The organism is Streptomyces sp. NPDC001750 (genome assembly GCF_042892615.1).
In the GTDB taxonomy this organism is placed as follows: Bacteria; Actinomycetota; Actinomycetes; order Streptomycetales; family Streptomycetaceae; genus Streptomyces.
On the sequence record NZ_JBIAUE010000024.1, the window covers coordinates 13,833 to 39,582 of the forward strand.

Annotated in this window: 26 protein-coding genes and 2 pseudogenes; 13 read left to right on the top strand and 15 right to left on the bottom strand. The window is 69.8% G+C overall.

The genetic code is table 11. From position 1 onward, the window contains the following. Positions 1-106 precede the first annotated feature (106 nt). Together ACFYY6_RS29555 and ACFYY6_RS29560 are read left to right on the top strand one after the other, a co-directional pair. On the top strand, positions 107-1,825 hold the full coding sequence (locus ACFYY6_RS29555) for an ABC-F family ATP-binding cassette domain-containing protein (RefSeq protein ID WP_388652036.1): 1,719 nt from the start codon (positions 107-109) through the stop codon (positions 1,823-1,825). Between the two features lie 80 nt (positions 1,826-1,905). Next, a complete protein-coding gene (locus ACFYY6_RS29560) occupies positions 1,906-3,543 on the top strand; it encodes an ABC-F family ATP-binding cassette domain-containing protein (RefSeq protein WP_360115031.1) in 1,638 nt (545 codons plus the stop codon). An 80-nt stretch (positions 3,544-3,623) separates the two neighbouring features. Here ACFYY6_RS29560 and ACFYY6_RS29565 read toward each other — a convergent pair whose 3' ends face one another. Continuing rightward, positions 3,624-4,340, bottom strand: a complete 717-nt coding sequence (locus ACFYY6_RS29565) for a TetR/AcrR family transcriptional regulator (RefSeq protein ID WP_389196500.1) — start codon at positions 4,338-4,340, stop codon at positions 3,624-3,626. Between the two features lie 112 nt (positions 4,341-4,452). Here ACFYY6_RS29565 and ACFYY6_RS29570 point away from each other — a divergent pair, with 112 nt between their 5' ends. Further along, positions 4,453-5,907, top strand: a complete 1,455-nt coding sequence (locus ACFYY6_RS29570) for an amidase (protein ID WP_389196502.1) — start codon at positions 4,453-4,455, stop codon at positions 5,905-5,907. A gap of 26 nt (positions 5,908-5,933) precedes the next feature. Here the strand turns inward: ACFYY6_RS29570 and ACFYY6_RS29575 are convergent. The 3 genes and pseudogenes from ACFYY6_RS29575 to ACFYY6_RS29585 all read right to left on the bottom strand — a co-directional run. Further along, a pseudogene (locus ACFYY6_RS29575) lies at positions 5,934-6,263 on the bottom strand (hypothetical protein); the annotation flags it as partial. 144 nt (positions 6,264-6,407) lie between these two features. After that, positions 6,408-6,489, bottom strand: a pseudogene (locus ACFYY6_RS29580) (sugar O-acetyltransferase); the annotation flags it as partial. 83 nt (positions 6,490-6,572) lie between these two features. Further along, on the bottom strand, positions 6,573-7,559 hold the full coding sequence (locus tag ACFYY6_RS29585; RefSeq protein WP_351526030.1) for a LysR family transcriptional regulator: 987 nt from the start codon (positions 7,557-7,559) through the stop codon (positions 6,573-6,575). A 367-nt stretch (positions 7,560-7,926) separates the two neighbouring features. Here ACFYY6_RS29585 and ACFYY6_RS29590 point away from each other — a divergent pair, with 367 nt between their 5' ends. Both ACFYY6_RS29590 and ACFYY6_RS29595 read left to right on the top strand, forming a co-directional pair. Beyond that, complete coding sequence (locus ACFYY6_RS29590; RefSeq protein WP_351526028.1) at positions 7,927-8,544, top strand: hypothetical protein; 618 nt, start codon at positions 7,927-7,929, stop codon at positions 8,542-8,544. A gap of 230 nt (positions 8,545-8,774) precedes the next feature. Continuing rightward, a complete protein-coding gene (locus tag ACFYY6_RS29595; protein WP_351631521.1) occupies positions 8,775-9,251 on the top strand; it encodes a GNAT family N-acetyltransferase in 477 nt (158 codons plus the stop codon). A gap of 498 nt (positions 9,252-9,749) precedes the next feature. Here the strand turns inward: ACFYY6_RS29595 and ACFYY6_RS29600 are convergent, their stop codons facing one another. After that, positions 9,750-10,025, bottom strand: a complete 276-nt coding sequence (locus tag ACFYY6_RS29600) for a hypothetical protein (protein WP_389196505.1) — start codon at positions 10,023-10,025, stop codon at positions 9,750-9,752. Positions 10,026-10,132: 107 nt separating this feature from the next. Here ACFYY6_RS29600 and ACFYY6_RS29605 point away from each other — a divergent pair, with 107 nt between their 5' ends. The 4 genes from ACFYY6_RS29605 to ACFYY6_RS29620 all read left to right on the top strand — a co-directional run bounded on the left by ACFYY6_RS29605 (position 10,133) and on the right by ACFYY6_RS29620 (position 12,568). After that, positions 10,133-10,969, top strand: a complete 837-nt coding sequence (locus ACFYY6_RS29605) for a Scr1 family TA system antitoxin-like transcriptional regulator (RefSeq protein WP_389196507.1) — start codon at positions 10,133-10,135, stop codon at positions 10,967-10,969. Beyond that, on the top strand, positions 10,966-11,181 hold the full coding sequence (locus tag ACFYY6_RS29610) for a DUF397 domain-containing protein (RefSeq protein ID WP_351520774.1): 216 nt from the start codon (positions 10,966-10,968) through the stop codon (positions 11,179-11,181). Before ACFYY6_RS29605 ends, ACFYY6_RS29610 begins: the two co-directional genes overlap by 4 nt. A gap of 288 nt (positions 11,182-11,469) precedes the next feature. After that, the gene (locus ACFYY6_RS29615) at positions 11,470-12,267 is read left to right on the top strand and encodes a DUF5707 domain-containing protein (protein ID WP_351631530.1); all 798 of its coding nucleotides are present in this window, start codon (positions 11,470-11,472) and stop codon (positions 12,265-12,267) included. Positions 12,268-12,304: 37 nt separating this feature from the next. Beyond that, positions 12,305-12,568, top strand: a complete 264-nt coding sequence (locus tag ACFYY6_RS29620) for a hypothetical protein (protein WP_389196509.1) — start codon at positions 12,305-12,307, stop codon at positions 12,566-12,568. 74 nt (positions 12,569-12,642) lie between these two features. Here ACFYY6_RS29620 and ACFYY6_RS29625 read toward each other — a convergent pair whose 3' ends face one another. From ACFYY6_RS29625 to ACFYY6_RS29640, 4 genes are all read right to left on the bottom strand, one after another. Continuing rightward, positions 12,643-13,407 carry a choice-of-anchor P family protein gene (locus tag ACFYY6_RS29625; protein ID WP_386609256.1) on the bottom strand — a complete coding sequence of 255 codons (765 nt, stop codon included), beginning with the start codon at positions 13,405-13,407 and terminating at the stop codon, positions 12,643-12,645. A gap of 256 nt (positions 13,408-13,663) precedes the next feature. Beyond that, positions 13,664-15,025: a glycosyltransferase family 2 protein gene (locus ACFYY6_RS29630; RefSeq protein ID WP_389196511.1), complete on the bottom strand. Its 1,362-nt coding sequence runs from the start codon at positions 15,023-15,025 to the stop codon at positions 13,664-13,666. After that, positions 15,022-15,591 carry an archaeosortase/exosortase family protein gene (locus ACFYY6_RS29635; protein ID WP_351631540.1) on the bottom strand — a complete coding sequence of 190 codons (570 nt, stop codon included), beginning with the start codon at positions 15,589-15,591 and terminating at the stop codon, positions 15,022-15,024. The genes ACFYY6_RS29630 and ACFYY6_RS29635 overlap by 4 nt, the downstream gene beginning before the upstream one ends. Positions 15,592-15,802: 211 nt before the next feature. Next, positions 15,803-16,009 (bottom strand): hypothetical protein, encoded by a 207-nt coding sequence (locus ACFYY6_RS29640; protein ID WP_351520768.1) that lies wholly within the window; start codon positions 16,007-16,009, stop codon positions 15,803-15,805. A 407-nt stretch (positions 16,010-16,416) separates the two neighbouring features. Here ACFYY6_RS29640 and wecB point away from each other — a divergent pair, with 407 nt between their 5' ends. Both wecB and ACFYY6_RS29650 read left to right on the top strand, forming a co-directional pair. Further along, positions 16,417-17,673: a non-hydrolyzing UDP-N-acetylglucosamine 2-epimerase gene (wecB, locus tag ACFYY6_RS29645; protein WP_388652025.1), complete on the top strand. Its 1,257-nt coding sequence runs from the start codon at positions 16,417-16,419 to the stop codon at positions 17,671-17,673. Positions 17,674-17,804: 131 nt separating this feature from the next. Continuing rightward, complete coding sequence (locus tag ACFYY6_RS29650) at positions 17,805-18,392, top strand: hypothetical protein (RefSeq protein WP_351520765.1); 588 nt, start codon at positions 17,805-17,807, stop codon at positions 18,390-18,392. 226 nt (positions 18,393-18,618) lie between these two features. Here ACFYY6_RS29650 and ACFYY6_RS29655 read toward each other — a convergent pair whose 3' ends face one another. From ACFYY6_RS29655 to ACFYY6_RS29680, 6 genes are all read right to left on the bottom strand, one after another. Next, positions 18,619-18,855 carry a chaplin gene (locus ACFYY6_RS29655; RefSeq protein ID WP_351631545.1) on the bottom strand — a complete coding sequence of 79 codons (237 nt, stop codon included), beginning with the start codon at positions 18,853-18,855 and terminating at the stop codon, positions 18,619-18,621. A gap of 385 nt (positions 18,856-19,240) precedes the next feature. Next, entirely contained in the window at positions 19,241-19,813 is a 573-nt protein-coding gene (locus ACFYY6_RS29660; protein ID WP_351520763.1) for a transcriptional regulator, read from the bottom strand. A gap of 125 nt (positions 19,814-19,938) precedes the next feature. Further along, on the bottom strand, positions 19,939-20,100 hold the full coding sequence (locus ACFYY6_RS29665) for a hypothetical protein (protein ID WP_386609252.1): 162 nt from the start codon (positions 20,098-20,100) through the stop codon (positions 19,939-19,941). 74 nt (positions 20,101-20,174) lie between these two features. Further along, positions 20,175-20,945 (bottom strand): GntR family transcriptional regulator, encoded by a 771-nt coding sequence (locus ACFYY6_RS29670; RefSeq protein WP_386609251.1) that lies wholly within the window; start codon positions 20,943-20,945, stop codon positions 20,175-20,177. A 9-nt stretch (positions 20,946-20,954) separates the two neighbouring features. After that, positions 20,955-21,461 carry a VOC family protein gene (locus ACFYY6_RS29675; protein WP_351520759.1) on the bottom strand — a complete coding sequence of 169 codons (507 nt, stop codon included), beginning with the start codon at positions 21,459-21,461 and terminating at the stop codon, positions 20,955-20,957. A gap of 910 nt (positions 21,462-22,371) precedes the next feature. Continuing rightward, a complete protein-coding gene (locus ACFYY6_RS29680; protein ID WP_351520757.1) occupies positions 22,372-23,136 on the bottom strand; it encodes a DJ-1/PfpI family protein in 765 nt (254 codons plus the stop codon). A 668-nt stretch (positions 23,137-23,804) separates the two neighbouring features. Between ACFYY6_RS29680 and ACFYY6_RS29685 the strand changes: the two genes are divergently transcribed. Together ACFYY6_RS29685 and ACFYY6_RS29690 are read left to right on the top strand one after the other, a co-directional pair. Beyond that, complete coding sequence (locus ACFYY6_RS29685) at positions 23,805-24,680, top strand: hypothetical protein (protein ID WP_389196515.1); 876 nt, start codon at positions 23,805-23,807, stop codon at positions 24,678-24,680. Positions 24,681-24,803: 123 nt separating this feature from the next. Further along, positions 24,804-25,433 carry a sigma-70 family RNA polymerase sigma factor gene (locus tag ACFYY6_RS29690; RefSeq protein WP_351520753.1) on the top strand — a complete coding sequence of 210 codons (630 nt, stop codon included), beginning with the start codon at positions 24,804-24,806 and terminating at the stop codon, positions 25,431-25,433. Positions 25,434-25,750: the final 317 nt, after the last annotated feature.

Here is a 25,750-nt window from a genome sequence, read left to right on the forward strand (position 1 = left end):
GATGCCCAGAGGCATCGCGTCACCGTCGTGGCCCGTTCAGTCGTTCCCTCTGTCCATGTCCCGGGCACCACTCTCTGCGTGCCCGTATTCCCTTTGAGGTCTTCCCATGTCAGACGCCTCCGTCATCTGCTCCCACCTGTCCTTCGCCTGGGCCGACGGCACCCCCGTCTTCCAGGACCTGTCCTTCGCCCTGGGCGGCGGCCGGACGGGCCTGGTCGCGCCCAACGGCTCCGGCAAGAGCACCCTTCTCAAACTCATCGCCGGTGAGCTGCGGCCGGGCTCCGGTTCCGTCTCCACGGTCGGCACGCTCGGTTACCTTCCGCAGACCCTCCCCCTGATCGGGGACCTCACGGTGGCCGAGGTCCTGGGCGTCGCCTCGGTGATCCGGGCCCTGGACGCCGTGGAGTCCGGGGACGTGAGCGAGGAACACTTCGCGACCATCGGTGACGACTGGGACATCGAGGAACGCACCCGGGCTCAGCTGGACCGGCTCGGCCTCGACGGACTCGCCCTCGACCGGAGCCTGAGCACGCTCAGCGGCGGCCAGATCATCTCGCTCGGCCTGGCGGCCCAGCTCCTGAAGCAGCCCGACGTACTGCTGCTCGACGAACCGACCAACAACCTCGACCTCGACGCCCGGCACAAGCTCTACGACGTGCTGGGCGACTGGTCCGGCTGTCTCCTGGTGGTCAGCCACGACCGGGCACTGCTCGACCGCATGGAACGCATCGCGGAACTGGAGAGCGGTCAACTGCGCTTCTACGGAGGCAACTTCACCGAGTACGAAGCCGCCGTGCAGGCCGAGCAGGAGGTCGCCGAGAAGAACGTCCGCAACGCGGAACAGGAACTGAAGCGCGAGAAGCGGGAGATGCAGCAGGCCCGCGAACGCGCCGAGCGCCGCGCGAGCAACGCCGCCCGCAACCTCAAGAACGCGGGCCTGCCGCGCATCGTCGCCGGAGGATTGAAGCGGAGCGCCCAGGAGTCCGCCGGACGGTCGGGTCAGATGCACGCCTCCCGGGTCGGCGAGGCCAAGGCCCGGCTGGACGAGGCGGGGCGCGCCCTGCGCGACGAGCAGCGGATCACCCTGGATCTGCCGGACACCGACGTGCCCGCCGGACGCACCCTCTTCCTGGGCGAGCGGCTGCGGGTCCAGCACGGCGAACGCCCCCTGTTCGCCGGTGCGGGCATCGACCTGACCGTCCGCGGCCCCGAACGCATCGCACTGACCGGCCCCAACGGCGCCGGCAAGACCACACTGCTGCGTCTGGTCAACGGTGATCTGGAGCCGGCCGAAGGAATGACCGACGGCGCGGGCGGAGGAGCGGGTGGGGGAACGCCCGGAGATCCGCACGACGGACGGAGCGACGAGCTGGTCGGCGGACAGATCAAGCGGGCCGACGGCCGGGTCGCGTACCTCTCGCAGCGGCTGGACCTGCTGGACCTCGAACGCAGCGTCGCCGAGAACTTCGCCGCGTTCGCCCCGCACCGGTCGGAGGCGGAGCGGATGAACCTGCTCGCGCGCTTCCTCTTCCGGGGTTCCCGCGCCCATCTGCCCGTGGGTGTGCTGTCCGGCGGCGAGCGGCTGCGGGCCACCCTGGCCTGTGTCCTGTGCGCCGAACCGGCCCCGCAACTGCTGCTGCTGGACGAGCCGACGAACAACCTCGACCTGGTCAGCGCGGGCCAGCTGGAGAGCGCGCTGTGCTCCTACCGGGGAGCGTTCATGGTGGTCAGCCACGACGAACGCTTCCTCGCACGGATCGGGGTGAACCGTTGGCTGCGGCTGGCCGACGGTGAGCTGAAGGAGACGGGGGCGCCCGAGGTGTGAGCCGCTGACGTGTCGGCCGGGCCCGCGTCCGAGGGGTGTCCCCCGGCGGGCCGAACACCAACCACGTCAGGTGGACCACCATGTCTCGACCCGCCCTGCTCGCACACGACATCGTCCGTACGCTCGGGGACAGGCGCGTCCTCGACGGGGTGTCGCTCACCGCCTCCCCCGGCCGCCGCATCGGCCTGATCGGGGAGAACGGTGCCGGAAAGTCGACGCTACTGCGTCTGCTCGCCGGGGTCGACGAGCCCGACGCCGGGAGCATCACGCGCCCGGCCGACCTGGGTTTCCTGCACCAGGAGATGCCCTTCGACGCCGCGTCGACGGTCACCGAGGTGCTGGACGACGCCCTGCGCGAGGCCCGCGCCGACCTGGCCGAGCTCGACCGCCTCGCCGATCTGCTCGCGCACGTCCCGGAGGACTCCCCCGGCCACGGCGAACTGCTCGACGCCTACGGCCGACGGCTGGAACAGGCCCGGGAACGCGAGTCCTGGGACGCCGACCGTCGTGCCGCGATCACGCTCGACGGGCTCGGCCTCGCCGCACTCGACCACGACCGGACCCTCGGCACCCTCTCGGGCGGGCAGCGCAGTCGCCTGGCGCTGGCCGCCCTGCTGGTCCGCCGTCCCTCCGCGCTGCTGCTCGACGAACCGACCAACCATCTCGACGACGGCGCCGCCGCGTTCCTGGAGGCGCGGGTGCGCGAACTGCCCGGGGTCGTGATGGTGGCCAGCCACGACCGGGCCTTCCTCGACGCCGTGTGCACGGATCTGATCGACCTCGACCCGGCGGTGGCCGGCCCCGTGCGGTACGGCGGCAACTACAGCGCCTTCCAGGCGGAGAAGCACGCCGAGCGGCAGCGCTGGGAGCGGCGGTACGCGGAGGAACAGGAGGAACTGGCGGCACTGCGCCGGTCGACGCGGGTGACCGCCCGCCTCGTCGCGCCGAACCGGGAGCGGCGGGACAACGAGAAGATGATGTACGGCCTTCGGGGCGATCGGGTGCAGGGCCAGATCTCGCGGCGGGTGCGCAACGCCGCCCGCAGGCTGGAGGAGTTGGAGCGCGGGCAGGTCGGTGAGCCGCCGCGACCGCTGCGGTTCCACGTCACCGCGCTCGCCCAGGGGCCGACGGACGACGACGCCCCCGGCGATCTCGTGAGCCTGCGCGACGTGCGCCTGCCGGGTCGGCTGGAGGTCGCCCGGCTGGACGTGTCGGCGACCGAACGCCTCCTCGTCACCGGCGGCAACGGGGCGGGCAAGTCGACGCTCCTGTCCGTACTCGCCGGACGGCTCGCGACCGGGGGCGGGGACGGGGTGCGACGGCGACCGGGGCTGTCCGTGGGACTGCTGTCCCAGGACACCGTGTTCACGCGGCCCGACCGCACCGTGCGCGACACCTACACGCTCTCGCTCGGCGCCGAACGGGCGGAGGAGGTCCCGCTGGTCTCATTGGGGCTGATGCACGAGCCGGACCTGGAGAAACCGGTCGGGCAACTGTCGGTCGGCCAGCGGCGGCGGCTCGCCCTGGCACTGCTGGTGGCGAGTCCTCCGCAACTGCTGCTGCTCGACGAGCCCACGAACCACCTGTCCCCGCGCCTGTGCGACGAGTTGGAGGACGCCCTGGGCACCGGGCCCGGGGCGATCGTCCTGGCCAGTCACGACCGCTGGCTGCGAAGGCGCTGGCAGGGCCGCGAATTCCGGCTGCGCCCGGCACGGTGACCGCCCGGCGCGCGGTGAGTTCCCGGCACGGTGGACGCGAGGCAGGGTGAGAGCGCGGCGCGGTGAGCACGGGGCATGGTTCAACCGGCCTTTCCGGAAACGGGGGCCGTCACACCGAGGCGTTCCCAGAGGAGGGCCAGATGCGCGTGCAGGACGTCCTGGGCCTCCTCCGGGCTCAGGTGTCCGATGAGCACATGACTGGTCAGGCCGTCGGTGAGTGCGAGGAGTGACCGGGCCTCGCGCCGCGGATCGGGCGCCGCGGGGACTCCGTCGGCCGGATCGATCCCGGCAGCGGCCCCCTTCCCCGTGACCGAACCGTCCCCGGTGCCCGGACCGTTCCCGGTGCCCGGGCCGGCGCTCTCGGCGACCTCCGCGATGAGACGGGCGAAAACGCCCTGGAGATCCGCGTAACTGGTCCTGAGCTTGTCGGCGAGCGGCTCGCTGACGGCGGCCTGGGCGACGAACGCGAGCCAGACCCGTGCCTCGGCGCGGTGTTCCTCGCGCAACAGGGCGACCTCGCCGGCCGTGTGGCCCAGGGCGGTGGCGGCCGACTGGGCCGGGCCACGGACCAGGCGGGCCCGTACGCGCTCGGTCAGACGCTCGCCGACGTGTTCGACGGCGAACAGGAGCATCTCCTCCTTGGTCCGGAAGCAGCGCTGAACGGCCCCCAGCGAGACCTCCGCACGAGCCGCGACATCGCGCATGGACACCCCCTCCGGCCCGTGTTCATCGGCGAGACGGCAGACGGCGTCGGCGATCCGACGGCGTCTGCTCTCGTAATCCACCTGCTTGGGCATGGCCGGTCGCTCCTCCCTCTCGATCCATGCGTTTCTTTTTTCGATACGATCGTATCGCTTCTGGGCTATGTTTCCGGCACGGGTGCTTCGACCTGCGAAGGACGCGAAGGACATGAGGGGAAGGACAGGGATCGTGCGGGACGCCCTATGGAAGTTGTCGGCCACGGCGCAGGCGGAAGCCGTCCGGAGCGGAAACGTATCGGCCGTCGAACTGGTCGACAGCCATCTGGCACGCATCGCCGACGTCAACCCGCGGATCAACGCGGTCACGCAACCGATGGCCGAACGCGCCCGTGAAGCGGCGGCGGAGACCGATCGGAAGCGGGCCGCGGGCGAGGATCCCGGCCCCCTGGCGGGCGTGCCGTTCACGGTGAAGGAGTGCCTCGCCGTCGAGGGCGTGCCCACCACCTTCGGGACGGCGCGGTTCCGTGATCTGGTGGCGGCGACCGACGCGCCGCCGGTGGCCCGGCTCCGGGCTGCCGGAGCCGTACCGATCGGGCACAGCAACATGCCGACCATGATCCTGGCCGGCATGCACACCCGCAGCGAACTGTTCGGCGACACCGTCAACCCGTGGGACCCGAGCCGGACGCCCGGCGGGACCAGCGGCGGCGACGGGGCGGCCGTCGCCACCGGCATGGCCGCGGTCGGACTCGGCAACGACTCCGGCGGTTCGATACGGATCCCCGCCTCGTTCTGCGGTGTCGCGGGGCTGAAGCCCACCGCCGGGCGGTTCCCCGCCGACCACCGCGTCCTCGGCCCGGACGACCCCGGACCGGCCTCGCAGATGCTGGTGACCGACGGCCCGCTGGCGCGCCGGGTCGCCGACCTGTGGCTGGCGTACGAAGTGCTGGCCGGAACCGATCCACGCGACCCGCGCGCCGTACCCGTCCCCGTCCGGGGCGAGCCACTGCCGGGTCCGGTGAAGGTCGCGGTCGTCGCCGACCCCGGTGGTCGCGGCGTCCACCCCACGGTGCACGCGGCCGTCATGACCGCGGCCGACGCGTTGCGGGACGCCGGGTACGACGTGCGGGAGGTGGCGGACGTTCCGAGGCTGGACGAGGCACTTGAGGCGTACGGCCGGATCACCGTGACCGAGTTCGCCCCCACCTGGCCCGTGGTACGCACGCTGCTCGGGGCGGGCGGAGACCGGTACATCGCGATGGCGATGGAGCGGACCCCGCCCGCGACCGCCGCGGAGTTCATGAAACTGATGGGCACCTGGCTGGGCATCCGCCGGTCGTGGGCGGAGTTCCTCGACACGTACCCGTTGCTGCTCGGGCCGGTGTTCACCGAGCCGCCCGTCGAACCGGGACTCGAGTCACGCGACGCGGCGGGACACGAGCGGGTCGGCACGGGCATGCGCCTTTGCACGGTGACCAGCTTCGTGGGCGTGCCCGCGGTGGCCGTACCGACCGGGGTGGACGACGGCCTGCCGTCCGGCGTCCAGATCGTCGGGCGCGCGTTCCGGGAGGACCTGTGCCTGGCCGCCGCCCAGGAGATCGAGGACCGGCTCGGAGTGCTCACGCCGCTCGACGTGCCGCTTCGGAGTGCTCACACCGATTGACGTGCCGCCTCGGCCGGTGAGTGGTCCCGGTCGGTGGGCCCTGCCGATCGGCGAATCGTGATGAACGTGACCTTCGGGCCGATCATCACGCGCTCGCCGATCCGGATACCGGCGTAGTCCAGGAACGTGCAGTTCTGGTTGATGAACACACGCTCCGCGAGGTCGAGGTGCAGACCGTGGTCCGTGTAGAAGGGCGGGTAGATCGTGACTCTCGGCGGCAGCGGCTTGCCAAGGATCTGTTCGAAAAGCTCCGCCTTGCCTGCTTCGTCCTCGAAAGGCAGGACGTTCAGGCGGGAGGTAACGACCTCGTCCACGATTGGCAGTGGAGGAAGGAGCGGCGTCTGGGGCCTTCGAATCCAAGGCGGAGGAGGGAGTCGGATAGGGTCTCCCCTGCTCGAAAGCAGCTGAGAGCTCGGGGAAGGAGCGTCGGCGACTGACGACAACGCCGGAGGCGGAGGTCCCAGACGCCACGACGCCGCTGACAATCGTGGACGAGGTCGTAAGCTCGGTGACGCGCAGAACCCTCTCGGCCATGGCCTGGAACTCGGCGCTGTGAATGCGCATGAGACGGTCGCTGGACATGCCACGCCCCTTTGCTCGGTGTACCGGTGACTGGACAGGACTCACAAGGTGGTGGTGGAGGCCGCCGTCGGCAGCCGGTCGAGTCACCCGTGTCGGGGCTGGACCCCGTGAACATTCGCGATCTCGCTGTCGACGCGCCGTGGCGTCATCGCCCAGGACGGGCGCCAGACCGCCTCGGCAAGCCTCGGCAGGGTTCCGAGGTGCGCGATGATCCGACGGAGTTCTGGATGCGGATTCGTTCTGGGAAGGATGAGCGAGAGCGGGTATGCGAGGGTCGGATTCACGACAGGGATGCGGCGTAGGTCGTGGTTCGTCGGCCAGATGTACCGGTCGCGTGACCCGACGAGGGTGGCCACGTCCGACGAGTCCGCGAGGGTGTCCAGGAGCACTTCGTCTCCGAAGTGCGGGCCTGCCGCGTCGATGCGCAGGTCGAATTCGGTGGCGAGCTGTTCGTAGAACTCTGCCCATTCGCTTCGGGGAGCGATGCCCGGCACCCAGATCCGGTGCTCGCGCAGCTGCGGTGGTCTCAGTCTTCGCGCGGAGGCCAGCGGGTGTCTCGGGCCGACGAGAAGTTCCAGCGGGGAGTCGAACGCGTGGATCATCTGCACGTCGGGCGGCAGTGCGGCCGGGTCGGTGACGGTACGGAACGAGGCGTCGATATCGCCCGCTTCGACGGCGGCGACCGCCACGCGTGGGTCGTCGACCCTGAGGGTCACCACGTCGAGCTCGGTTTCGGGATGCGACCGCCAATAGCCGTGCAGCACAACGGCCTGCGCGCTTCGCAGGCCGAGAACGTCGATCCGCAGGGCCCGGGAGCCCGGCCTGACCGCGGTGACGGCGCGGTCGACACCCGTGACGATGGTCCGCGCGTGGGGGAGAAACGCCTGACCGTCGAGCGTCAGCTCGACCCCTCGGGCGGTACGTGCGAACAGACGGACTTCCAGCTCGCGCTCCAACGCGGCGATCCGCTTGGAAACCGCCTGCTGTGTCACGCCCAGCTCATCGGCCGCATGCTGGAACTGTCCGAGCTCGGCCGCCCGGACGAACGAACGCAATGCCTCGGTGTCCACTGGTTCACCTTACGAGCTGTCGGGTGATAGCGGCTGAGGGAGGTGCGGGGCGAGGGAGGGCAGCCAGGCGTGCCCACGATTGTCAGCGGCGTCGCGGTGTCTGGGACCTCCGCCTCCGGCGTTGTCGTCAGTCCCCGACGCTCCTTCCCCGAGCTCTCAGCTGCTTTCGAGCAGGGGAGACCCCATCCGACTCCCTCCTCCGCCTTGGATTCGAAGGCCCCAGACGCCGCTCCTTCCCCCCTGCCAATCGTGGGCGAGGTCGTAAGGGCTGTCCCGTAACCCCTGGTGGATCACCTGCTGACCGGATGAGGATGGCGGCGAGGTAGTTGGTGACGGCCTTGTCGTAGGCGGTGGATACCCTGCGGGAATGAGTAACGCGATATGGGATGCCCTGGCAGCGACACCCCTCCCGGAAGTGCGGCGCCGCGCGGCCATCATGGACGAACTCGCCGAGGTCGAACCGGTGACGGTGACCGGCGCACGCCGTCTGGCCTGGAACGACGGCGGCGGCCAGTCCGCGGTGTGGTACTTCGCGGAGGACGGCCGTGTGCTGCTGCTGACGTTCGACCACGAGTCGGCGCTGAATCTGTACGCCGAGGAGGATTTCGCCCTCCAGGAGTCCTTCTACGAGGGCGTCCCCGAATCCCTCGTCGCCCTGGTCCGTGACCGTCCCGAGAACTACGAGTCGCTGAACCTCACAGACTCCGCGACGGGCCGGACGATTCACTACGCAGGCGGTGTCTTCTGGTACGACGGTACGCGCTGGCACGTGTCCGACGGCCTGGCGGAGTACTGCCGCCGCGAGGACGCGGACCTCTTCGGCGAGTCCGGCTTCGACTACTGCCTGGACGTCTACCGCTTCGGCCAGGACTTCACCCCGGAGACCGTCGTGGCTATCCGGGACGAGGACGGTCATTACGAGGACGAGAAGGAGAAGGAAGCGGACCTGCCCGCAGTCCGCGAAGTCTTCACCCGGCACGGCTGAGGGCTGTCCCGTAATCCCTGGTGGATTAGCGAGCGGCGTCGGATGCGGTGCATCGCAAGGCGGAGGGGCGCCCGCATACTGGATGTACTCGGGCGTTCCAACAACGCGGCGAGGTGCCGCAGCTGTCGTCGCGCGCCCACCAGGGATTACGGCACAGCCCTTACGACCTGGTCCGCGATAGAGGGCCAGAGGCAGCTCAGGTCATCGGTGCGAACTGACAACATGGCCCCATGGAGGCAATGGATCTCGGTGAACTCGTTGTGCGTCGCGTCAGGGAGTCGGAGGCAGACGTGCTGGTTCGTATCGACTCGGTCGCGGCCAAAGGTGACAGGGAGCGAGTGGCGAGTATCCGGAGGTGGTGCCAGCAGGGCCTGGTGGTCGTAGCGGAAGGTGCGTCTGGCCTTTTTGGCTACTGTGTAGTTGAGTACACATTCTTCGAACAAGGCTTCGTCACGATGCTGATGGTCGCACCATCCGCTCGCGGCAGAGGCGTTGGCCGTCGGTTGCTGGACGCCGTGGCGGCCTCGTGCGAAACCCAGAAGTTGTTCACCTCAACCAACGTCTCCAACCAGCCGATGCAGCGGCTGCTGCAACGGGCCGGGTGGAGGCCAGTCGGCCTTCTCCACGGCCTTGATGAGGGTGACCCCGAACTGTTCTACCTCTGTCAGACGCAGACCGGGACGATGCCCCTGTCACCCGTGACGTGACGGCGGCCGCACGCCCCAGTTCTCGAAGCGGATCTGTCCCCCGGTCGTGGGTGGCGGTAGGCGAGCCGGGGCCCGCCCCGGGCGAACTCGATGGTCAACTCCGCTTCGCACACCGGTTGTTCGGATGGTGCGCGACGCGATGTACGGCGTCATGAGGGGCATGAGGGCGCTTCCCTTTTTCGGCAGGCCGGGCGAGGGCAATGGGGAGGGAGGGGGGTACGGGATGTGCGGGTGGGGTGAGAGCGGGGTTACGCGGCCATCCGCGCACGAAGCGCGGGCACAGGTTGGGGGACGGGTTGGGTGCGGGCGCGGGCGTGGGCCGTAACACGTATGGGGGAATCCATGGGTTGCCCGGTTCCGGGTGCAGTACGTTCGCGATCCGTGCGGACTGGCCGTGCAGCCACCGGAGCGCGAGCCGCGGAGCGTGGCGACGGTTGTGCCGAGCCGGACGGTCGTGCGGCCGTCACCCGCGTGTGCTGCGGAGGGGGAACGGTCCCGTCACAGCAGCTCACCACGGCTGCGACGGTTGGCGCGGGTGAGTTCGGCGCGCAGCCGCTGTATCGGGTCGGCCGGCCGCACGTCCTCCGGATCGACGGTCCACTCGACCCCACCGCCGACCGGCCGCAAGGACCACTTCCCGCACCACTCACCGCGGAACTCACCGACCAGGTCCCGTGATAGGTCAACCACGAGCGTGCCGGGGGCTGGGGTCGAGGCCGAGGCCGGGGTGTGCGGGGGTTCCTGTTGGTTCGAGGCGCCGTTCTTCGCGGACACGGGCCACTCCTCTCCGTAGTGACTCCACTACCAAGGCGGCCCAGCGTGACCTAGCGTCTGGAACGCTTCAACTTGTTGAGCAAGAACGGAAAGCTGGTGAAAGGCCGTTGAACCGCAAGGAGTTGGATCCCGAGAGCAGTCCCGAGGCTGCCTTTGGCGCGCGTATCCGCAGCTTGCGAGAGGCTCGTGGCTGGAAGCAGGAAGAACTGGCCGGGGAGATGGGGTACTCCGGCACGCATGTCTCCGCCGTTGAAACTGGTCGCAAGATGCCGACTCTTCGCTTCTCGCGCAGCGCAGACCGCGTCTTCGGAACCGGTGACACGGCCGACACGTTCGAGCGTCAGTGGCGCGAGATCCGGCACGGTTCACTGCTGGAGGGCTTCCCGCAGTACGTGGGGCATGAAGGACGCGCCGTGGAGATCCGGTTGTACGAAATCGGGATCATCCCCGGACTGTTACAGACGCCGGAGTACGCCAGGGTCCTCGCGAACAGCGCCGTACGGCGTGGGGCGATCAGTCCCGAGCAGGCGACCGAACGGGTCTCGTTCCTGGCGGAGCGGCAGGCGGCTCTGGTACGCCCCCGCCCGCCCATGATGCTGGTGGTGATGGACGAGAGCTGCATCCGTCGACGGGTCGGCGGCGATGAGGTCATGGACGCGCAGTTGGAACGGCTGGCGGAGTTCGCCGAGCAGCCGAACACCGTGCTCCAGGTCGTCCCGTACGACATAGGAGAGCGCCGGCCGTTCAACCTTCCCCTGTACATGCTGACGCTGTCGGACATGTCCGTGATTGCATACGCGGAATCCCAGATTCGGGGGCACCTTGAGCGCGAAACGACCTCCGTACTCCCCCTGCTGACGGCCTACCATCAGCTACAGGCCGAGGCGCTGTCCCAGGCAGAATCCGTATTCATGATCAACGAGGCACGAAAGGGCACCCCGTGACGACCACGACCGAGTCCCCCCACTGGTTCAAGTCTTCGTACAGCGACAACGGCGGCGCATGTGTGGAGGTCGCCGCCAACCTCGCCGCCACCTGCGGCGTCGTCCCCGTCCGCGACTCCAAGAACCCGAACGGCCCGGTGCTGAACACCACCACCGACGCGTTCACGTCCTTCGTGGCGGGCATCAAGTCCGGCGAGTTCGCCGCCGACTGACCGTCGGCCCGCAGGGCCCGCACGGATCACCAGTTGAGGTGTGCCCCATCGCGCGTCGCATGGTGGGGCTTCTGGTCGCGGCGCACCTTCCGTCCGTGTCCAGGGCGAGGCTCCGTCGGGTCCGTCCCGGTAGTTCTCGCGGAAAACAACGCTCAGCCGTGCGACAGCCTCTGATCTGGGCTGATCACCAATCTTCGCGAAGATTTCATCTTTGTGTACAACCTTTCACGTTCGCCTCAGGTCTGGTCTGTCGGGTCAGCAGACCCACAGTCCAGACTTGGGGAACACATGCGTATTCGTGCCACTGTTGCCGCTGTCTCCGGCGCCTTGGCCCTGTCCGTCCTCACCGTGCCGGCCTCTCAGGCGAGCAGCCCCTCGTTCGCGCTGACACAGGCAAACGCCGCCCCGGTGATCAGCAAGGTCGTTGTGAACAGTGGAAAGCCGATTGTGCTCGGTACCACCGCCACCAAGAAGGTGACGGTCTCCGTCACCGCATCCCACTCCTCGGGTATCGAGGACGCGCTCTCCTACATCTGGAGGGGCCGCGACAACAACCCGAACCTGTACGACTTCGGGTTCCACCCGGACGGGACAAAGGCCAAGTGCAAGGCCACGAACGCCACAACCTCGACCTGCACCCTCACCATCACGGTCGATCCCGGATACCTGTGGAACACCAACGCCACGAACTGGCGGGTCTACGCCGGTGCATGGGGCAAGGACGGGAGCTTCACCGGGAAGGACACGTTCTCCTCGGTCAGGTTCCAGCGGCTGTCGCGGCTGACGGCCGATGCCTCCCCGGAGCCCGTGAAGAAGGGCAGGACCATCACGGTCACAGGCAAGCTGGACCGGGCCAACTGGGACACCCGTAAGTACGCGGGTTACGCGTCCCAGTCGGTCAAACTCCAGTTCCGGAAGAAGAACAGCAGCACATACACCACCGTCAAAACGGTGAAGAGCTCCAAAACCGGCACACTGAAGACCACGGTCAAGGCGGTACAGGACGGCTACTGGCGCTGGAGCTTCGCCGGTACGGCCTCGACTCCCGCAGTCAACGCCCCCGGTGACTTCGTCGACGTGAAGTAGTCCCGCAGCGCGCGGTGGCGGGAGAACCAAGGGCCCGGTGCTGAACACCACCACCAACGTGTTCAGATCCTTCACGACAGGCATCAAGCCCGAAGAGTTCGCCGCCGCCCGACCGCCTGGCCCGCACGGACCGCGTACCGGCCCGGGGCAGCCCCACGCGCCGCTTCTCCACGAGTCCGACCGCGAAGCCCTCGCCGACGACATCCGCCGTGCGTCGGACCTGGCCTCGGAGCTCTCCATGGAATGCCCCGGGGCCCGGCCCGGCCCGGCCCCTGACCCGCGCTCGGGCTCGGGCCCGTGAGCCCGGTCCCTCGGTCCGGTGGGCCGAGGGACCGGGCAGCCGGGCCGGAGGCCCGGTGCGGTCGGACGGTCGCGTCAGGCTGCCGAGCCGTCGGCGGCGGCGTTGCGGCGGCGCAGGTAGACCGTGGCCAGGACGCCCGCCACGGCCACGCCGCCCGTGGCCCCGGCGACGGTCGGGTCAATCATCGGAACCGCTTCGGCGGGCTCCGCACCGCCGCACTCGGCGTGGCCGATGACCAGGTTGGCACCGTTCAGCGCCGGCAGCAGGGTGATGTGGACGGCGTTGACGCTCAGCACGCCGTCGGCGTCGGTGGTCTGCTCGTTGAGGACGATCGAACCGACAGCGGGAATGCTGACCTTGGTGTTGGCGGGGGCGTTGGCCTGGAGGTTGGTCGGGATTCCGAGGACGGTGATCGATCCGCCCGCGATCAGGCCGCTGCCCTTGGCACCGGTGGGGGTCGCCTCGCAGGTCGACTCGACACCCGTCAGGGACGCCTGGGCGACACCGAGGTCGAGCCCGAGCTTGTCGACCGCCGCGGAGGCCGACGAGGTGCCGTCGGCCGGGTTGCCGCCGGTCTTCGCGGTGAGCACCGATGTGGTGGTGAACGCGCCCAGGTCGAGGCCGACGAGGGTCTCCGTTCCGCCCGACGGGTAGGTCGAGTGGGGTGTCGGCGAAACGGCGACGGCCCCGCTCAGGGCCTCCGAGGAGACGACGTAGGCGTCGGCCTCGGGAGCCGGGAGGGCGGCGTAGGCCGGGGCTGCGGCGGACAGGATTCCGGCGACGAGTGCGCTGCCCGTCAAGACATGGATGCGGGCACGGGCACGGGTACGGGTTCTCACGGGTTGGGCCTTTCATGTAGCGGACAGCGAGATTCGCCGTCGGGTGATGGTTTCCGGGGACGGGTCGGTCTCCCGTCGGCCGTGAAGGTGCTGCTCAGGGCTTTCGGGGACGTCCCCGGACGGGCCGTCGGCGGTGGCCGGTCGATGCTGCAGGCGTCGTCGCGCCGGGTGCCGGGGCCTTGGAGTTGGTGCGTCGACTCCCTTGTCCGGCCGTGGTTTCGGCCACGGATTCCCGGTCTGGGAGAAGCTTCGTCGGTCAGGCGGTGACGATCTCCTGGGCGGCGGGCAGCGGCTCGGCCGTGCGGGCCGTCTTGTGCCAGGAGCCCTTGCGCCGCACGATCCGCCAGAAGGCGCGGACCGCGACGATGTAGGTGGTCGCGGCGTAGACCGCGAGCGCGAGTCCGTAGCCGAGCGCGGCCCGGCGACTCGTTCCGGGTTCGCAGCGGCGCCGGTAGAGCGGTCCCCAGACGGCGAACTCGGCGATCCCCACGAGCAGGTAGATCGCGATCAGCGGGGCGCCGCCCTGGCCGAGGAAGGCGAGGACGAATTCCGGGTACACGACCGCGTTGTAGGCGAAGGCGGCGATCGGAACGGTGTAGACGACCAGCCCGACGGCCTGGAGCCAAGGCTGGCTCATGAAGTAGAGGACTTCCAGGAAGCCCGCCGTGGTGAAGTGGTGGGACCGCCAGACCTGGCGCAGATAGGGCGCGCACTGCATGGCCCCCTGTGCCCAGCGGACACGCTGGGTGAGCAACTGCCGTACGCTCCACAGGGCTTCCTGGTCCACCCAGGCAGCCGTGGTGTAGCCGTTGCGCCAGCCGCCGAGCATCATCCTCAGCCCGAGTTCGAAGTCCTCCAGCAGCGCCTTGCCCCACGGTTCGGCGCTGCCCTGGTCGATCGAGCGCAGTGCGCTCAGCCGATTGGCCTGCCCGTTGCCGCCCACGTTGACGGTCCGGGTGTACCGGCGGGTGATCTGCATGGCGGAGATGGGCCCGCGGAACTCGATGTCCTGCAACCGGGCCAGCAGGCGGGCGAAGCGGTTACGGACGGGCCCCCGGTCGGACAGAGGCACGGCCACGTCACGGTTGGACATCCGGACCTCGACCTGGACAGCCCCGATGGACGGGTCGCCGAAGAACGTCGGTCCGGCGAAGCAGTCCAGCATCCCCGGGGAGGGCCGCCCGTCGGCGTCCAGGACGGTCACGATGACGCGGTCGGCATCGGCGTCCTCGGGCAGCCAGGCTTCGAGTGCCTGGTAGGCGGCATTCAGCGCGTCGCCCTTGCCCGTCCGCGCCTGCGGCAGGCGACGGCCGACCAGATGGACGGGCCGTCCCGTGTCCGCTCGGGCCCGTACCACCTCGGCCGTCCGGTCGTCGGAGTGGTCGTCGACGACCCAGACGTGGGCGTTGGGGAAATGCCGGGCGAGGTAGTCCAAGGTGGTGCCGATCACGGCCTCCTCGTCCAGGCAGGGGACGAAGAAGTGCCAGCTGAAGCCTGTCGGATCGCCCGGGGGATCCGGGCGCGCCCGCAGGAAGTTGCGCACGATCACGGCGACGTAGGCGAGGAAGCTGACCCCGAGAACGAACGAGAGGGATATGGAGATGTCGAGCAAGGTCACAGCGCGTCGTCCTCGGCGTCGTTGGTGGACGTTCGGGTGATCATGTAGAGGAAGAGCAGCAGGGCGACCAGGGCGGCGGCCATCATCAGCACCGAGCCGAACAGGATGTGCGTCCAGCCGAAACCCTCGTCGCCGTAGCGGTGTTGCATGGCGACGATCAGCATCAGGCGCCCCAGGTTGGTGCCGCCGATCAGGGCGGCCGCCAGGACGAAGCCCAACAGGATCCGTGTCGGCCGACGCGTGCTGAACAGCAACAGGACGCCGGACAACAGGGCGAGCGTGGCGATGAACAGCGCACTGCTGCAACCGGTGGTCAGCGCGATTCCGCGCCCGAAGCCGTCGTCGCCGTCGGCGTAGAGGACCGGCGCGTCGGGGGCCGCGAGCACCATGGTCCGCAGGCCGAGGACCTGGGAGATCAGCCACTCCGCCGCGGCCATCTCGTGGAAGCGGTAGTCGCGCTCGCCGACGACCAGGAACCCGCACAGGACCAGCAGCAGCGGCCCGAGCACCCGGCCGAACAACGAGGTGCGGCCGGTGCGCGACACCCGCGAGCGGGTCGGCCTCAACGGCCGTGCCCCTTGCGGAAGCGCGTCTGACGACATGAAGAGAACCCCCTGGGAGAAAGGCGGTCGGCCGGGGCTCCGCTGCGGCCGGCCCCGGACGCGCTCCGGACGAGTCGAGCCGACGACACGGCCGACGCTGGTTCGCGGTCCGCCGCAGCCCCTCCCCCGGGGCCGCCCGGAACCGCCCGATCCATCCGCTCACGGCGGCGACTGGTTACGCGCCGCCGCGCCTCGGACCGGTCGGACCGGTCGGATCGGCCTTGTGGACGGCCAGCCGATTACGCCGGACCAGCACGACGCCGAGCAGCACCAGCGCGGTCGCGGCGGTCGCCGCGATGCCGAGACCTGGCGAACCGGTGGAGGCGAGCACGCCGCCCCCGGCAGCGGCAGGGGGCAGACCCCCAACTATGGGCCCATACATGACTAGTTCCTCTCGCTTCAGGCAAGTTCACGAGATCGGACAAGCCCGCATATTGCCGCAGAAATCATCCGTTCCGACTAAAACTGTGCACATTCATTCGAGATTCACCCGTTTGCCGTAATTGCTCACAGTGCGACAAGGAGAGACCACCGACAGCTCACGACACCCCGGCCGTCCCGGCCGCCCTGACCCCGTCCCGGCCGAGTCGTCGAGTCGTCGAGTCGGCCGATCCTGAGGCGGACACACCTGCTCCAGGCCGGATCAACACTGCATTGAGCCTTTCGGGTGATTTTGGCCAATTTTTCGGATATTTCTTCGAATCACCTTCGTACTGTCTGCTGATACTGCACTGCCTTCTGCACCACACCTCTCGCATCGCCCCTCTCCCCTCGCCCCTTCGGAGCGCCATGTCCCCGACCGATGTCGCCCTGGTCTTCGGAACCCGTCCGGAGATCGTCAAGCTCGCCGGCGTAGTCCGCCTGTTGGGTCCACAGGCCCGCGTCGTCTGGACCGGCCAGCACTGGGATCCGGCCCTCACCACCGCCTTCTTCGCGCAGTACGGTCTTCCTCGTCCGCACCACCGGCTCAAGGACGTCGGCGGCGAACCACGCGGACAGCAGATCGGCCGCATGGTCAGCGCGCTGAGCGACCACCTCGCGGCACGTCCCCCGGCCGCCGTCGTCGTTCAGGGCGACACCAACACCGCGGCCGCCGGCGCGCTGGCGGCGCACTGCGTCGGCATACCCGTCGTCCATGTCGAAGCCGGACTGCGCTCCTTCGACCCCGCCATGCCCGAGGAGGCCAACCGCCGCCTCATCGCCCCGCTCGCCGACCTGCACTGCGCGCCCACCGCGACCGCGGCCGCGCACCTCCTGCGCGAGGGCATCGATCCGCACCGGGTGGTGATCACGGGGAACACCGTCGTCGAGGCCACCCTGGAATCCCTGCCTTCCGAGGCTGAAGTCCGCCGGATCGTGGCCGAGCACGCCGTCGTCCCGGGCGGCTACGTGCTCGCCACCATCCATCGCCCCGAGAACACCGACGACGCCGCGAGGCTCGCCCAGATCCTCGACCAACTCGCCGCCATGGACCTACCGGTGCTGCTTCCGCTGCACCCCCGGACCCGGGCCGCCGTCGACGCGTACGGCCTGCGCACGTCGATCACGCGACTGCGCCGGATCGAGCCATTGGGCCACGCCGCCTTCCTCGCCCTGGCCCAGCACTGCCGCCTGCTGGTGTCGGACTCCGGCGGGATCCAGGAGGAATGCACCGTGCTCAAGCGCCCGCTCGTGGTAGTACGCAATTCCACCGAGCGCCCCGAGGCCGTCCAGGCCGGCTTCGCCCGCCTCGCCCAGCCCGGCCACGAACTCGCCCGGGTACTTCGGGAATTGCTCGACGACGAGGCCGGTGCCGAACGGCTGGCCCGGCTCCCCTCCCCCTACGGCACCGGACAGGCGAGCGCCGAGATCGTCACCGCGGTCCGCAGCCGCTACCTGCACGCCGGACCGGCCGCTCCCGGACCGGCCGCTCCTGGGCCAGCCGCTCCTGGGCCAACCGCTTCCGTGTCGGCCACCGCCGTGCCGACCACCACCGCGTCGAGCCGAGTTGCGAGGCAGTCGATGCGGGGCGGTCGCGCAGGATCTCGTCGTAGGGGCGTGCACTGATCACCAGCAGCCCGCCGGGGCGCAGAACCCTGCGCATCTCCATTCGACGTCCCAACTTGCTGTGCGCCAAACATGGTTGAGTACGCGTGCTCATGGCGTCGGCGCGTCGCGGTGGGTACGTTGACCGCGCTATGAGCGATGACACGGGCGACAAGATGCGACGGGATGCGGACGTGACGGCAGCGGTGAAGGTGCGTGTACTGGAAGGGCCTTTGCACGTCGAGTGGCTGTGCGCCGAGACGGCGATCAGTTGGGTTCTGGTCACCGTCGCGGGGACCCTCGGCTTTCTGGGGGACCATCCGACATGGTGGTTCCTCCCCGCCTGCCTGGTGCTGCCGGTCGTGGTGCATTTCGCGCTACGAGGCCGGTTCGCCGTGTGCTTCGACGAATCCGGGGTCTCGGTCCTCCGACCGTGGTCACGTCGCCGGGCGGCCTGGGAAGAGGTGAGCGGCGTGCGCTTCGCGCCCCTTCCGCTCGGAGAGGACGACATCACCCGCTGGGCGGTGACGATGACCGTGGGGGCTTCGCGCGCCCTGCCACTCACGACGGTCGAGGACACCGGCGCCCCGGGCCCCGACACGGTGCTCCGGCACGGACGGCTGTTCCGGCCGTTCGCGGACCGGGGGCTCGCGGTTCTCGGAGCCCCTGAGGGATCGCGTGAACGCGCGTACTTCGATGAGGCCGTACGCGTCGCCGGTGGCCGAACCACCCTCCGATGAACGGCTTCCTCGCCAGGATCGCGCTGACGGCTGCCCGGTGCGAACGAGAACTCGGGCGGGGCGCGGGCCGTAGGGTTACAACGCCGCACACACGTGGGTCCGCCCGGGTGATCCCGGGCGGACCCTGCGTCATGCGTCAGGCATCGGGCACCGTGCTGTTCGGGGCGGGCACTGACACGGTCACCGTCCCAGTGCCGCTCCCGGCGGCATCAGTACCCCTCATGCACTAGAAGTTGGCGCACGTGTTGCCGAACGTCGGGTTCAGCACACCGATGACGTTGACGCTGTTCCCACAGGCGTTGATCGGGACGTGGAGCGGGAGCTGAATGACGTTGCCGGAGAGAACGCCGGGGGAGCCGATGGCGGCGCCCCCCGCACCGGCGTCGGCGGCGGCGGCACCGGCGCCGGCGAGAACGGCCGAGGCGGCCATAGCAGTGGCGGCCATAGCGGTTCGAATGCGCATGTTTCTCCAATCAGGTGACGAAAGTTCCGAAATGGATCACATCACGATCATCATCGGATTAGCTCGCTGGAGGGGACTACATCACCCGATCGGGTAACGACACCCCCGCGTCACAAGGGATGGCCAGGGCCGAACGAGTGAACCCGCAACAGGTAAACGTCCGTCACGTCACTCGCGGCGAATGGCGGAACGCCGTCGACGTGCGGCGCTCAGTGAGCACGCCCGCACCCCGCACCCTTGCCCCGCACCCCGCACCCTTGCCCCGCGCCGCGCATCCTTTGGGCCCCGCGCCCCGCATGCTTGGATCCCGCGCCTTGCGCTCCGTACCTCGTGTCCCACACTCCGTTAGGAGTCGTTACGAACCGTCACAGGCCATTGCGAGTCGCTACGCGGCGAAACCGATGTTGGTGCAGTACTCGTACTGTCCCCATTGCGAGCCCAGGTCGACGATCTGGTCCACCCACGCGGCGTCCAGCGCGGCATCGTCCTCTCGGACCCACGCGTCGACGATCCGGTCCCAGTGGCGGATGTTGAGCGTACGGAACTCCAGGTATCGCTGACGCGGGCGCGGCACCTGGGACTGGTTGAGGGGGTGGATCTCGACGCGTGTGCCGCGTCCCTCGGCGTTGAGGCGGCGGAGCAGGTATCGGGCCACATTCGCGCGGCGCACCGTGCGGTAGGCCCTCTCGATCCTTTCGAGGTTCTTGCGCGAAGGGCTGCGCCTGCCGTCCAGCCATGCCTTGAGGGTGCGGTCGGTGACGGTCAGGCCGGCGTCCCAGGCCGCCGCGCGGGCGTGGGCCGACCTCGTCAGGTAGTGCAGGCGTGCCATCAGGCCGCGCTTGGCGGTGATGGGGGTAGTGATGCCGCCCGCGAGTTCGTCGAGCCGCCGGGCGACCAACTCGTGGCCCTTGACGCCCTGGGCACCGTACTTCCCGAACTCGCGTGTGCGCTCAGGCACTTCGCCCTCCCCTCCTCCGTCGTGCGTGCCGGGCACGGTGTGCCGGGCCCGGCGGTGGCCGCATTTCGTCCGCGTCGCTGTCGGCCGCTACCGGAAGTCCAGCATGCCTGGTGGGTCGATGTCGATCACGACAGCCCCCCGTCGGGCCGGTTCCGCCGGGCCGGTTCGTCGGACGGCCGGCTCTTGTGGTGGGGGATGTGGACCGAGGTCAGCGGCGGGCACAGCTTGTCGATGAACGGCAGGTCGTTGAAGCCGATCACCGAGGTGTCACCGGGGCAGTTCGTCACCCGCGACGCCGCTCCTCGGGGGCCTGAGACGGATGGGTGAGAGGGCCAAGGCCGCGGACAGAACCGTGGCCTCCTCACCCGTCGAAGTCCTCGGGATGCTGGGAGAGTTCCACGCGGGTGCGCCGGATGTGGCCCTCCAGGACGCGTCCGGCGTCGACCGGGTCGCGTCGCTCGATGGCCTCCAGCAGCAGTCGGTGCTCGGCGTTGACGACCCATCGCCGGCCGGAGCCGCCGAGGCGCATGAATACCCTGCGGTGGTGCTGGGTGGAGTTCCACAGGCGGACGACGACCGAGGAGAGATGGTCGGTCCGGCAGCCGGAGTAGCTGCGGAGATGGAACTCCCGGTCCAGCGCGAGGAATTCGAGGAGATCGTCGGCCGCCTCGATCCGCCGCTGGATCTCGTCGAGGGCCCGGAAGTCGTCCTCCGTCAGGTGCGGAAGGCTCTCGGCCAGCGCGAGAGGTTCCAGTCGTTCGCGCATGTGGTAGACCACGCCCACCTCGTGGCTGCCCAGCCGGGGCACCCGGGCGCCCCGGTTCGGCCGGTGCTCGGTCAGGCCCTCGGCCTCCAGGATGCGCAGGGCCTCGCGTACCGGCAGCCGACTGGTGCCGAAGCGCTCTGCGACCTTCTCCTGCCTGATCGGCTCCCCCGGCGCGATCTCGCCGTTCAGGATCGCCTCGCGCAGATGGTGCGCGATCCGCTGGCTGGTCGCCCCGGCCGAGGGGCCCCCGACCGCCTTGTCCGACTGCTCCGGCACGGTCCGGTGCGCCGAGGCGGTCTCGCGTTCCGACGCGTCCTTCCGCTCCGGAGCGCTCGTCTTCTTCCCCGGCACCTTCTCCCCCAGCACGCCCGGAGCCTATCCGGCCGCTCGCTGCCGGTCGAAGGCCTTGCCGCCCGGGTACGAGACGAGCTCGAACTGCATGCCCCAGGGGGCGAGGAAGTAGACCCAGCGCTGCCCCTCGCTGGGGCCACCGCTGGTCGTCGGCTCGCCGAGGACGCGTACCCCCCGGCTCCGGAGGTGCGAGACGGCGGCGTCGAGATCGTCGACATACAGGGCGACATGGTGGCCGCCGATGTCGCTGTTCCTCGGCAGGGTCGTGTTCTGTCCGGGCGCGGCGTACTCGAAGACCTCGAAGATCGCCTGCCCACCGCACCGGAAGAAGTGCAGCTGCCGCATGACCGCGCGCGGGTGGACATCGAGGTGGTCCGCCATCCAGTTCCCGTCGTCATCGCGGAACGGGCCGAGCGAATACATGTACTCGCACCCGAGCACGTCGACCAGGAACGCCTTGGCCTCGTCGAGGTCGGGGACCGTGAACCCGATGTGATCGACACCGGCCAGGCCCGGCAGTCCGCCGCTCATCTCACTCCTCCTCAAGCAGTCATGGCACACGCGACGCGCGCAGGGCACCTGGGGCACGTGGGGCACGTGGCCGCGCGAAGCACGCAGAGCCTCCAGAGCGTGTGGATCACCTGCAAAGCATGAGATACATGGAAATCTCTGAAGCCCTGGATCCCAAAACCATAGGCACAGCCATTGAATCCCGTCCAGCGTCATCCCAGAACTGGATTTTGGATCCAATCCTGTGCCGCTGCGAGCGGACTGCAATCGATCGCCGGTGTGGCCATGCCTCAGGTGAACCGGCTTGGACCCGCCGCGTCGTGGGTCGAAGTGGTCGCCCCGCAACCCGGATCGGCAAGGCGATCGCGAGGCAGCCGAGCGGGAGCAGGCGGACGATTCCGCACCTCTGTCTCCGCGCGGCCCTCCGCGCGGCCCTCCGCGCGGACCGGCTGACGCGGGCCAGCTGACGCGGGCCCGCTTCGAACCAGTCGTCGAAGACGGCGAGTTGACGTTCTGTACGGTCATGCGTGTTGTCCTCTCCGCGGACTACCGACCGGTCGGACAGCGTCGTCGCAGCCGAGTGGATGAGGACGTTCGTCGCACTCGTCGAGAAGTCCCTGCGCATTCTGGCCTGACGCTGCTCCTGCCCGGGGCCGCGCCGAGGCCCTGGCCCGGACCCCTTGGCCCGGCCCCCCGGCGCGGCCCCCGTCGCGGCGCATGAGGGGAATGGAGGCGGGGGACAGGGAGTCCGCCTCTGTCTCAGAGCACCCGCCACAGCGCCCTGTCTCAGAGCCCACGCCTCACAGCCACGCCTCACAGCCCCGCTGTCTCACAGCCACGCCTCACAGCCCCGCTGCCTCAGAGCCCCGCCTCACAGCGCATGCCTCACAACGCTGCGCCTCACAGCGCCCCGCTTCACATCCCACGTGGTTCACCGTCGCCCGTCGGGCACCCAGACCGTGCCCCGCGCCTCGTACTCCAGCATCGCCTCGACCTCGGTCGCCACATTCGCGCCGAGTTCCCGGCGTACGAGCCAGAGGGCGAGGTCGAGCCCGGAGGTGATGCCGCCTGCCGTGACCAGGTCGCCGTCGTCCACGACACGGGCGTTCTTGAGCATGCCTCCCTGGTTCTCCAGGTCGGCCAGCGCCTTGTGGTGAGTGGTGCAGGGACGGTTGCGGGTCAGGCCGGTGGCCGCCAAGATCATCGTGCCGGTGCACACGGCACTGATCGTGAGCCCTCTCCGTGCCGCCGCCACCAAGGCCTTGGGCAGCGTGCCGCGCCGGATCTCGGCCCACACCCCGGGGCTGTCCCGGCGCGCGTAGCCACCACCGGGCACGACCAGGATGTCCGCCTGATGCGGCGACCAGCCGTGCTCGACACGGATCTCCGTCCCGTACGAGGCCCGGACCGTGCCGGGGCCGGTGGCGCTGACGTAACGGACGTCGATCGCCCGGTCGGTAAAGAACCCGGCGGCGGAGAACACCTCGTACGGGGCAGCGAAGTCGAGTTCCTCCACACCGTCGAACATGACGACGTGCACACGCAGCGGCCGGGCGCCCGGTCGGAGCGTTCTGGCGCCCGTCCGAGCGGCCGACGGATCCGCCGAGGCCGCGGTGGCGACGGTGCCCGTCACGGCTGCGGAGGCCCCGGCGGCACCGAGGGCGGTGGAGGCGCGGAGCACGTTTCTGCGGTTCATGGCTCTCCTGTCATAGAGAAGCGGGAGCCGCGCCGTGTGGGCGCGGCACGTCTGTGATCCGGGGACCCGGCACATAGGTGATCGGGGGGCGCGGCACGTCTGTGGTCCGGGAGATGGTGGTTGTCGTCCGGGGGACGTGATGGGCTGACTTCGGTGGCCGCGAAGAGAGCGAGGTCGCGGACGGCGGGGCGGGCGCACGACGCGACCGACCCCGAGCCGAAACGCCCTGACCGGGGGGCGACCAGTGGTGTTCGAGAACGGCAACTCGCCGACAGCCGGCCACCGCACTGTCACTGGCCCAGGCGCCACTGTCACTGGCCCAGGCGCCCGGCCTCGAACCACCCGCGCCCGAGCCGAGCCGCTCCGGCCCGTCCCTGCCCATGCGCACCTCCTCGCCATTGCCGTGGTGCGGACGTGGGCCCGCCGCAAGACTCGGCCTGCCGTCAAACTCGGCCTGCCGTCAAACTCGGCCTGCCGTCAAACTCGGCCTGCCGTCAAACTCGGCCTGCCGTCAAACTCGGCCTGCCGTCAGAAGTCGTACGCGTCGCCGCACCAGTTCCCGCCCCTCTTTGTGGCACGCGCCACACCGACGCGACGAAGAGGGCCACTCCTCCGATCCGCGCACCGACCCGATCAGGGCCGACGGCGGGTGCGAGGATGACCCCGCCATGACTACGGGCCGGTGCTGCCGAGCGCTCAGGGCCGCGATCTTCGCGGCCACGTGCGTGCTGCTCGCTGCCACGGGCCACATCCTCATGTCGGGCTCGCCGATCGCCGGGCCGGGCCTCGCCGCCGCGTTCGCGGTGACCGGTACGGCGGCATGGGCCCTCGCCGTGCGCGAGCGTGGCACGGCCACGGTGACGGCGGCGACGGTGACGGCCCAAGCCGGCCTCCACGCGGCCTTCTCACTGAGCCAGGCCCTGACCGCGCCACGGCCTCCGGGCGTTTCCGTGCTCCGTACATGGGCCGACCATCTGCTCTGCCGCATGTCATCGACGCCTTCGATGCAGTCGACGCCTTCGATGACATCGATCCCCTCCATGACGTCGACGACGAACGGCCCCGTCCGTGAGCACCAACACCAGCACCGTGTCGCCGAGGCCATGACGCACGCGGAGCACGCGGCGCACAACGCGATGCCCGGCAGCCACGCAACGGCTCACGGCATGTCGCACGGCACGCCGCACACCGGACACATGGCGGCCGGCATGATGCCGGACGGACACGGGACGGGGTCGGAAGCGATGTCCGCGGTCCACGACATGTCCGGCACGGCACCTCTCTGCATGCTGGCCGCCCACCTCCTCGCCGCGCTGCTGTGCGGTCTGTGGCTGGCACACGGCGAACGCGTCGCGTTCCGCGCCCTGCGCGCCGTCGCGGGCTGGTTGTCCGCGCCCCTGCGCCTCGTCTTCTGTCTCCTGCCGTCGCCCAGCGGGGCGTCCCCGCGCCCGCGCCGTCGGCACACCGCCACCAGACCTCGCCGCCTCCTCCTCGCCTCGTCCCGCGAGACGCGCGGGCCTCCTGTCGGGATCGCTGTCGTCTGACAGCCGGCACCCCGACGCGCGGGCCTCACGCCGCGCCTCGGGCATCGGTCATGCCGCCCGGCAGGCCGTACCGCTCACCGGCCGCGCCCCGCGCGCCGGAACCGACATCCCGAAGGACACGTCATGATGCCCCCTGCCCTCGCCCACCGGGTGCGGCCCGCACCCGGACGAACGCCCGCCCGGTCGCTCGCCGAAACAGATGAGAAGATCACCCGTGTCGCCATCGCCGCCCGTCACGGCGACACCGCTGCGGTGGAACGATTCGTCCGCGTCCTTCACCAAGACGTCTGGCGGTACGTCGCCCACCTCAGTGCGGACCCGCAGAGCGCCGACGACCTCACTCAGGAGACGTTCCTGCGCGCGCTGAGCAGCCTCCACCGCTTCGAGGGCCGCTCCTCCGCACGCACCTGGCTGCTGTCCATCGCCTGGCGCACGGTCGTCGACAGCTTCCGCCACGCCGCCGCGCGACCCCGGCTCTACGACCGGGACGACTGGCAGAGCCTGGTGGAGCACCGCCAGCCGCGCACTCCCGGCTTCGACGACGGAGTCGCGCTGGCCGAACTCCTGGCCACCGTTCCTGCCGAGCGGCGGGACGCCTTCGTCCTGACCCAGATGCTGGGCCTGCCGTACGCCGAAGCGGCACGGGCCCTCGGCTGCCCGATCGGCACGGTCCGCTCCAGGGTGGCCCGCGCTCGCGCCACCCTGGTCCACCTCTTACGAGAACCGCAGAAGGGGACGCGCAAGACGGACTGAAGCCGACGCCCCTGAGCGCACCACCCGAAGGCCCCGACACCGCCGGCCGAGGGGGTGCGAGCGGCCACCACTCGCAACCCCTTCAGGGCCGGCTCCCCCGACCGTCCCCGTGTACGCGGGGACGGTCGAACCACCATCGGGGGTCGCCCGTCGCGGGGGACCATCCCCCGCTCACGCGGGGAACAGATCGCCGGAGAGCCGTCCAGGCACCCGACCCATGTGGCGCATGGCTCACCGCACATCGCAAGGGCCAGGCGGCGCAGGGGCAGTGGCCGTGGGAGCCTGCCCGAAGCTCCTCTATCGTCTGCCGGTGTCGG

Coding starts and splice junctions, on each gene's coding strand:
- ACFYY6_RS29590 (WP_351526028.1), top strand. CDS start 7,927: ATGAGTAACGCGATATGGGATGCCCTGGCAGCGACACCCCTCCCGGAA.
- ACFYY6_RS29690 (WP_351520753.1), top strand. CDS start 24,804: ATGATGCCCCCTGCCCTCGCCCACCGGGTGCGGCCCGCACCCGGACGA.
- ACFYY6_RS29640 (WP_351520768.1), bottom strand. CDS start 16,009: ATGTATGGGCCCATAGTTGGGGGTCTGCCCCCTGCCGCTGCCGGGGGC.
- wecB (WP_388652025.1), top strand. CDS start 16,417: ATGTCCCCGACCGATGTCGCCCTGGTCTTCGGAACCCGTCCGGAGATC.
- ACFYY6_RS29650 (WP_351520765.1), top strand. CDS start 17,805: ATGAGCGATGACACGGGCGACAAGATGCGACGGGATGCGGACGTGACG.
- ACFYY6_RS29655 (WP_351631545.1), bottom strand. CDS start 18,855: ATGCGCATTCGAACCGCTATGGCCGCCACTGCTATGGCCGCCTCGGCC.
- ACFYY6_RS29570 (WP_389196502.1), top strand. CDS start 4,453: ATGAGGGGAAGGACAGGGATCGTGCGGGACGCCCTATGGAAGTTGTCG.
- ACFYY6_RS29565 (WP_389196500.1), bottom strand. CDS start 4,340: ATGCCCAAGCAGGTGGATTACGAGAGCAGACGCCGTCGGATCGCCGAC.
- ACFYY6_RS29560 (WP_360115031.1), top strand. CDS start 1,906: ATGTCTCGACCCGCCCTGCTCGCACACGACATCGTCCGTACGCTCGGG.
- ACFYY6_RS29685 (WP_389196515.1), top strand. CDS start 23,805: ATGACTACGGGCCGGTGCTGCCGAGCGCTCAGGGCCGCGATCTTCGCG.
- ACFYY6_RS29595 (WP_351631521.1), top strand. CDS start 8,775: ATGGAGGCAATGGATCTCGGTGAACTCGTTGTGCGTCGCGTCAGGGAG.
- ACFYY6_RS29615 (WP_351631530.1), top strand. CDS start 11,470: ATGCGTATTCGTGCCACTGTTGCCGCTGTCTCCGGCGCCTTGGCCCTG.
- ACFYY6_RS29680 (WP_351520757.1), bottom strand. CDS start 23,136: ATGAACCGCAGAAACGTGCTCCGCGCCTCCACCGCCCTCGGTGCCGCC.
- ACFYY6_RS29555 (WP_388652036.1), top strand. CDS start 107: ATGTCAGACGCCTCCGTCATCTGCTCCCACCTGTCCTTCGCCTGGGCC.
- ACFYY6_RS29675 (WP_351520759.1), bottom strand. CDS start 21,461: ATGAGCGGCGGACTGCCGGGCCTGGCCGGTGTCGATCACATCGGGTTC.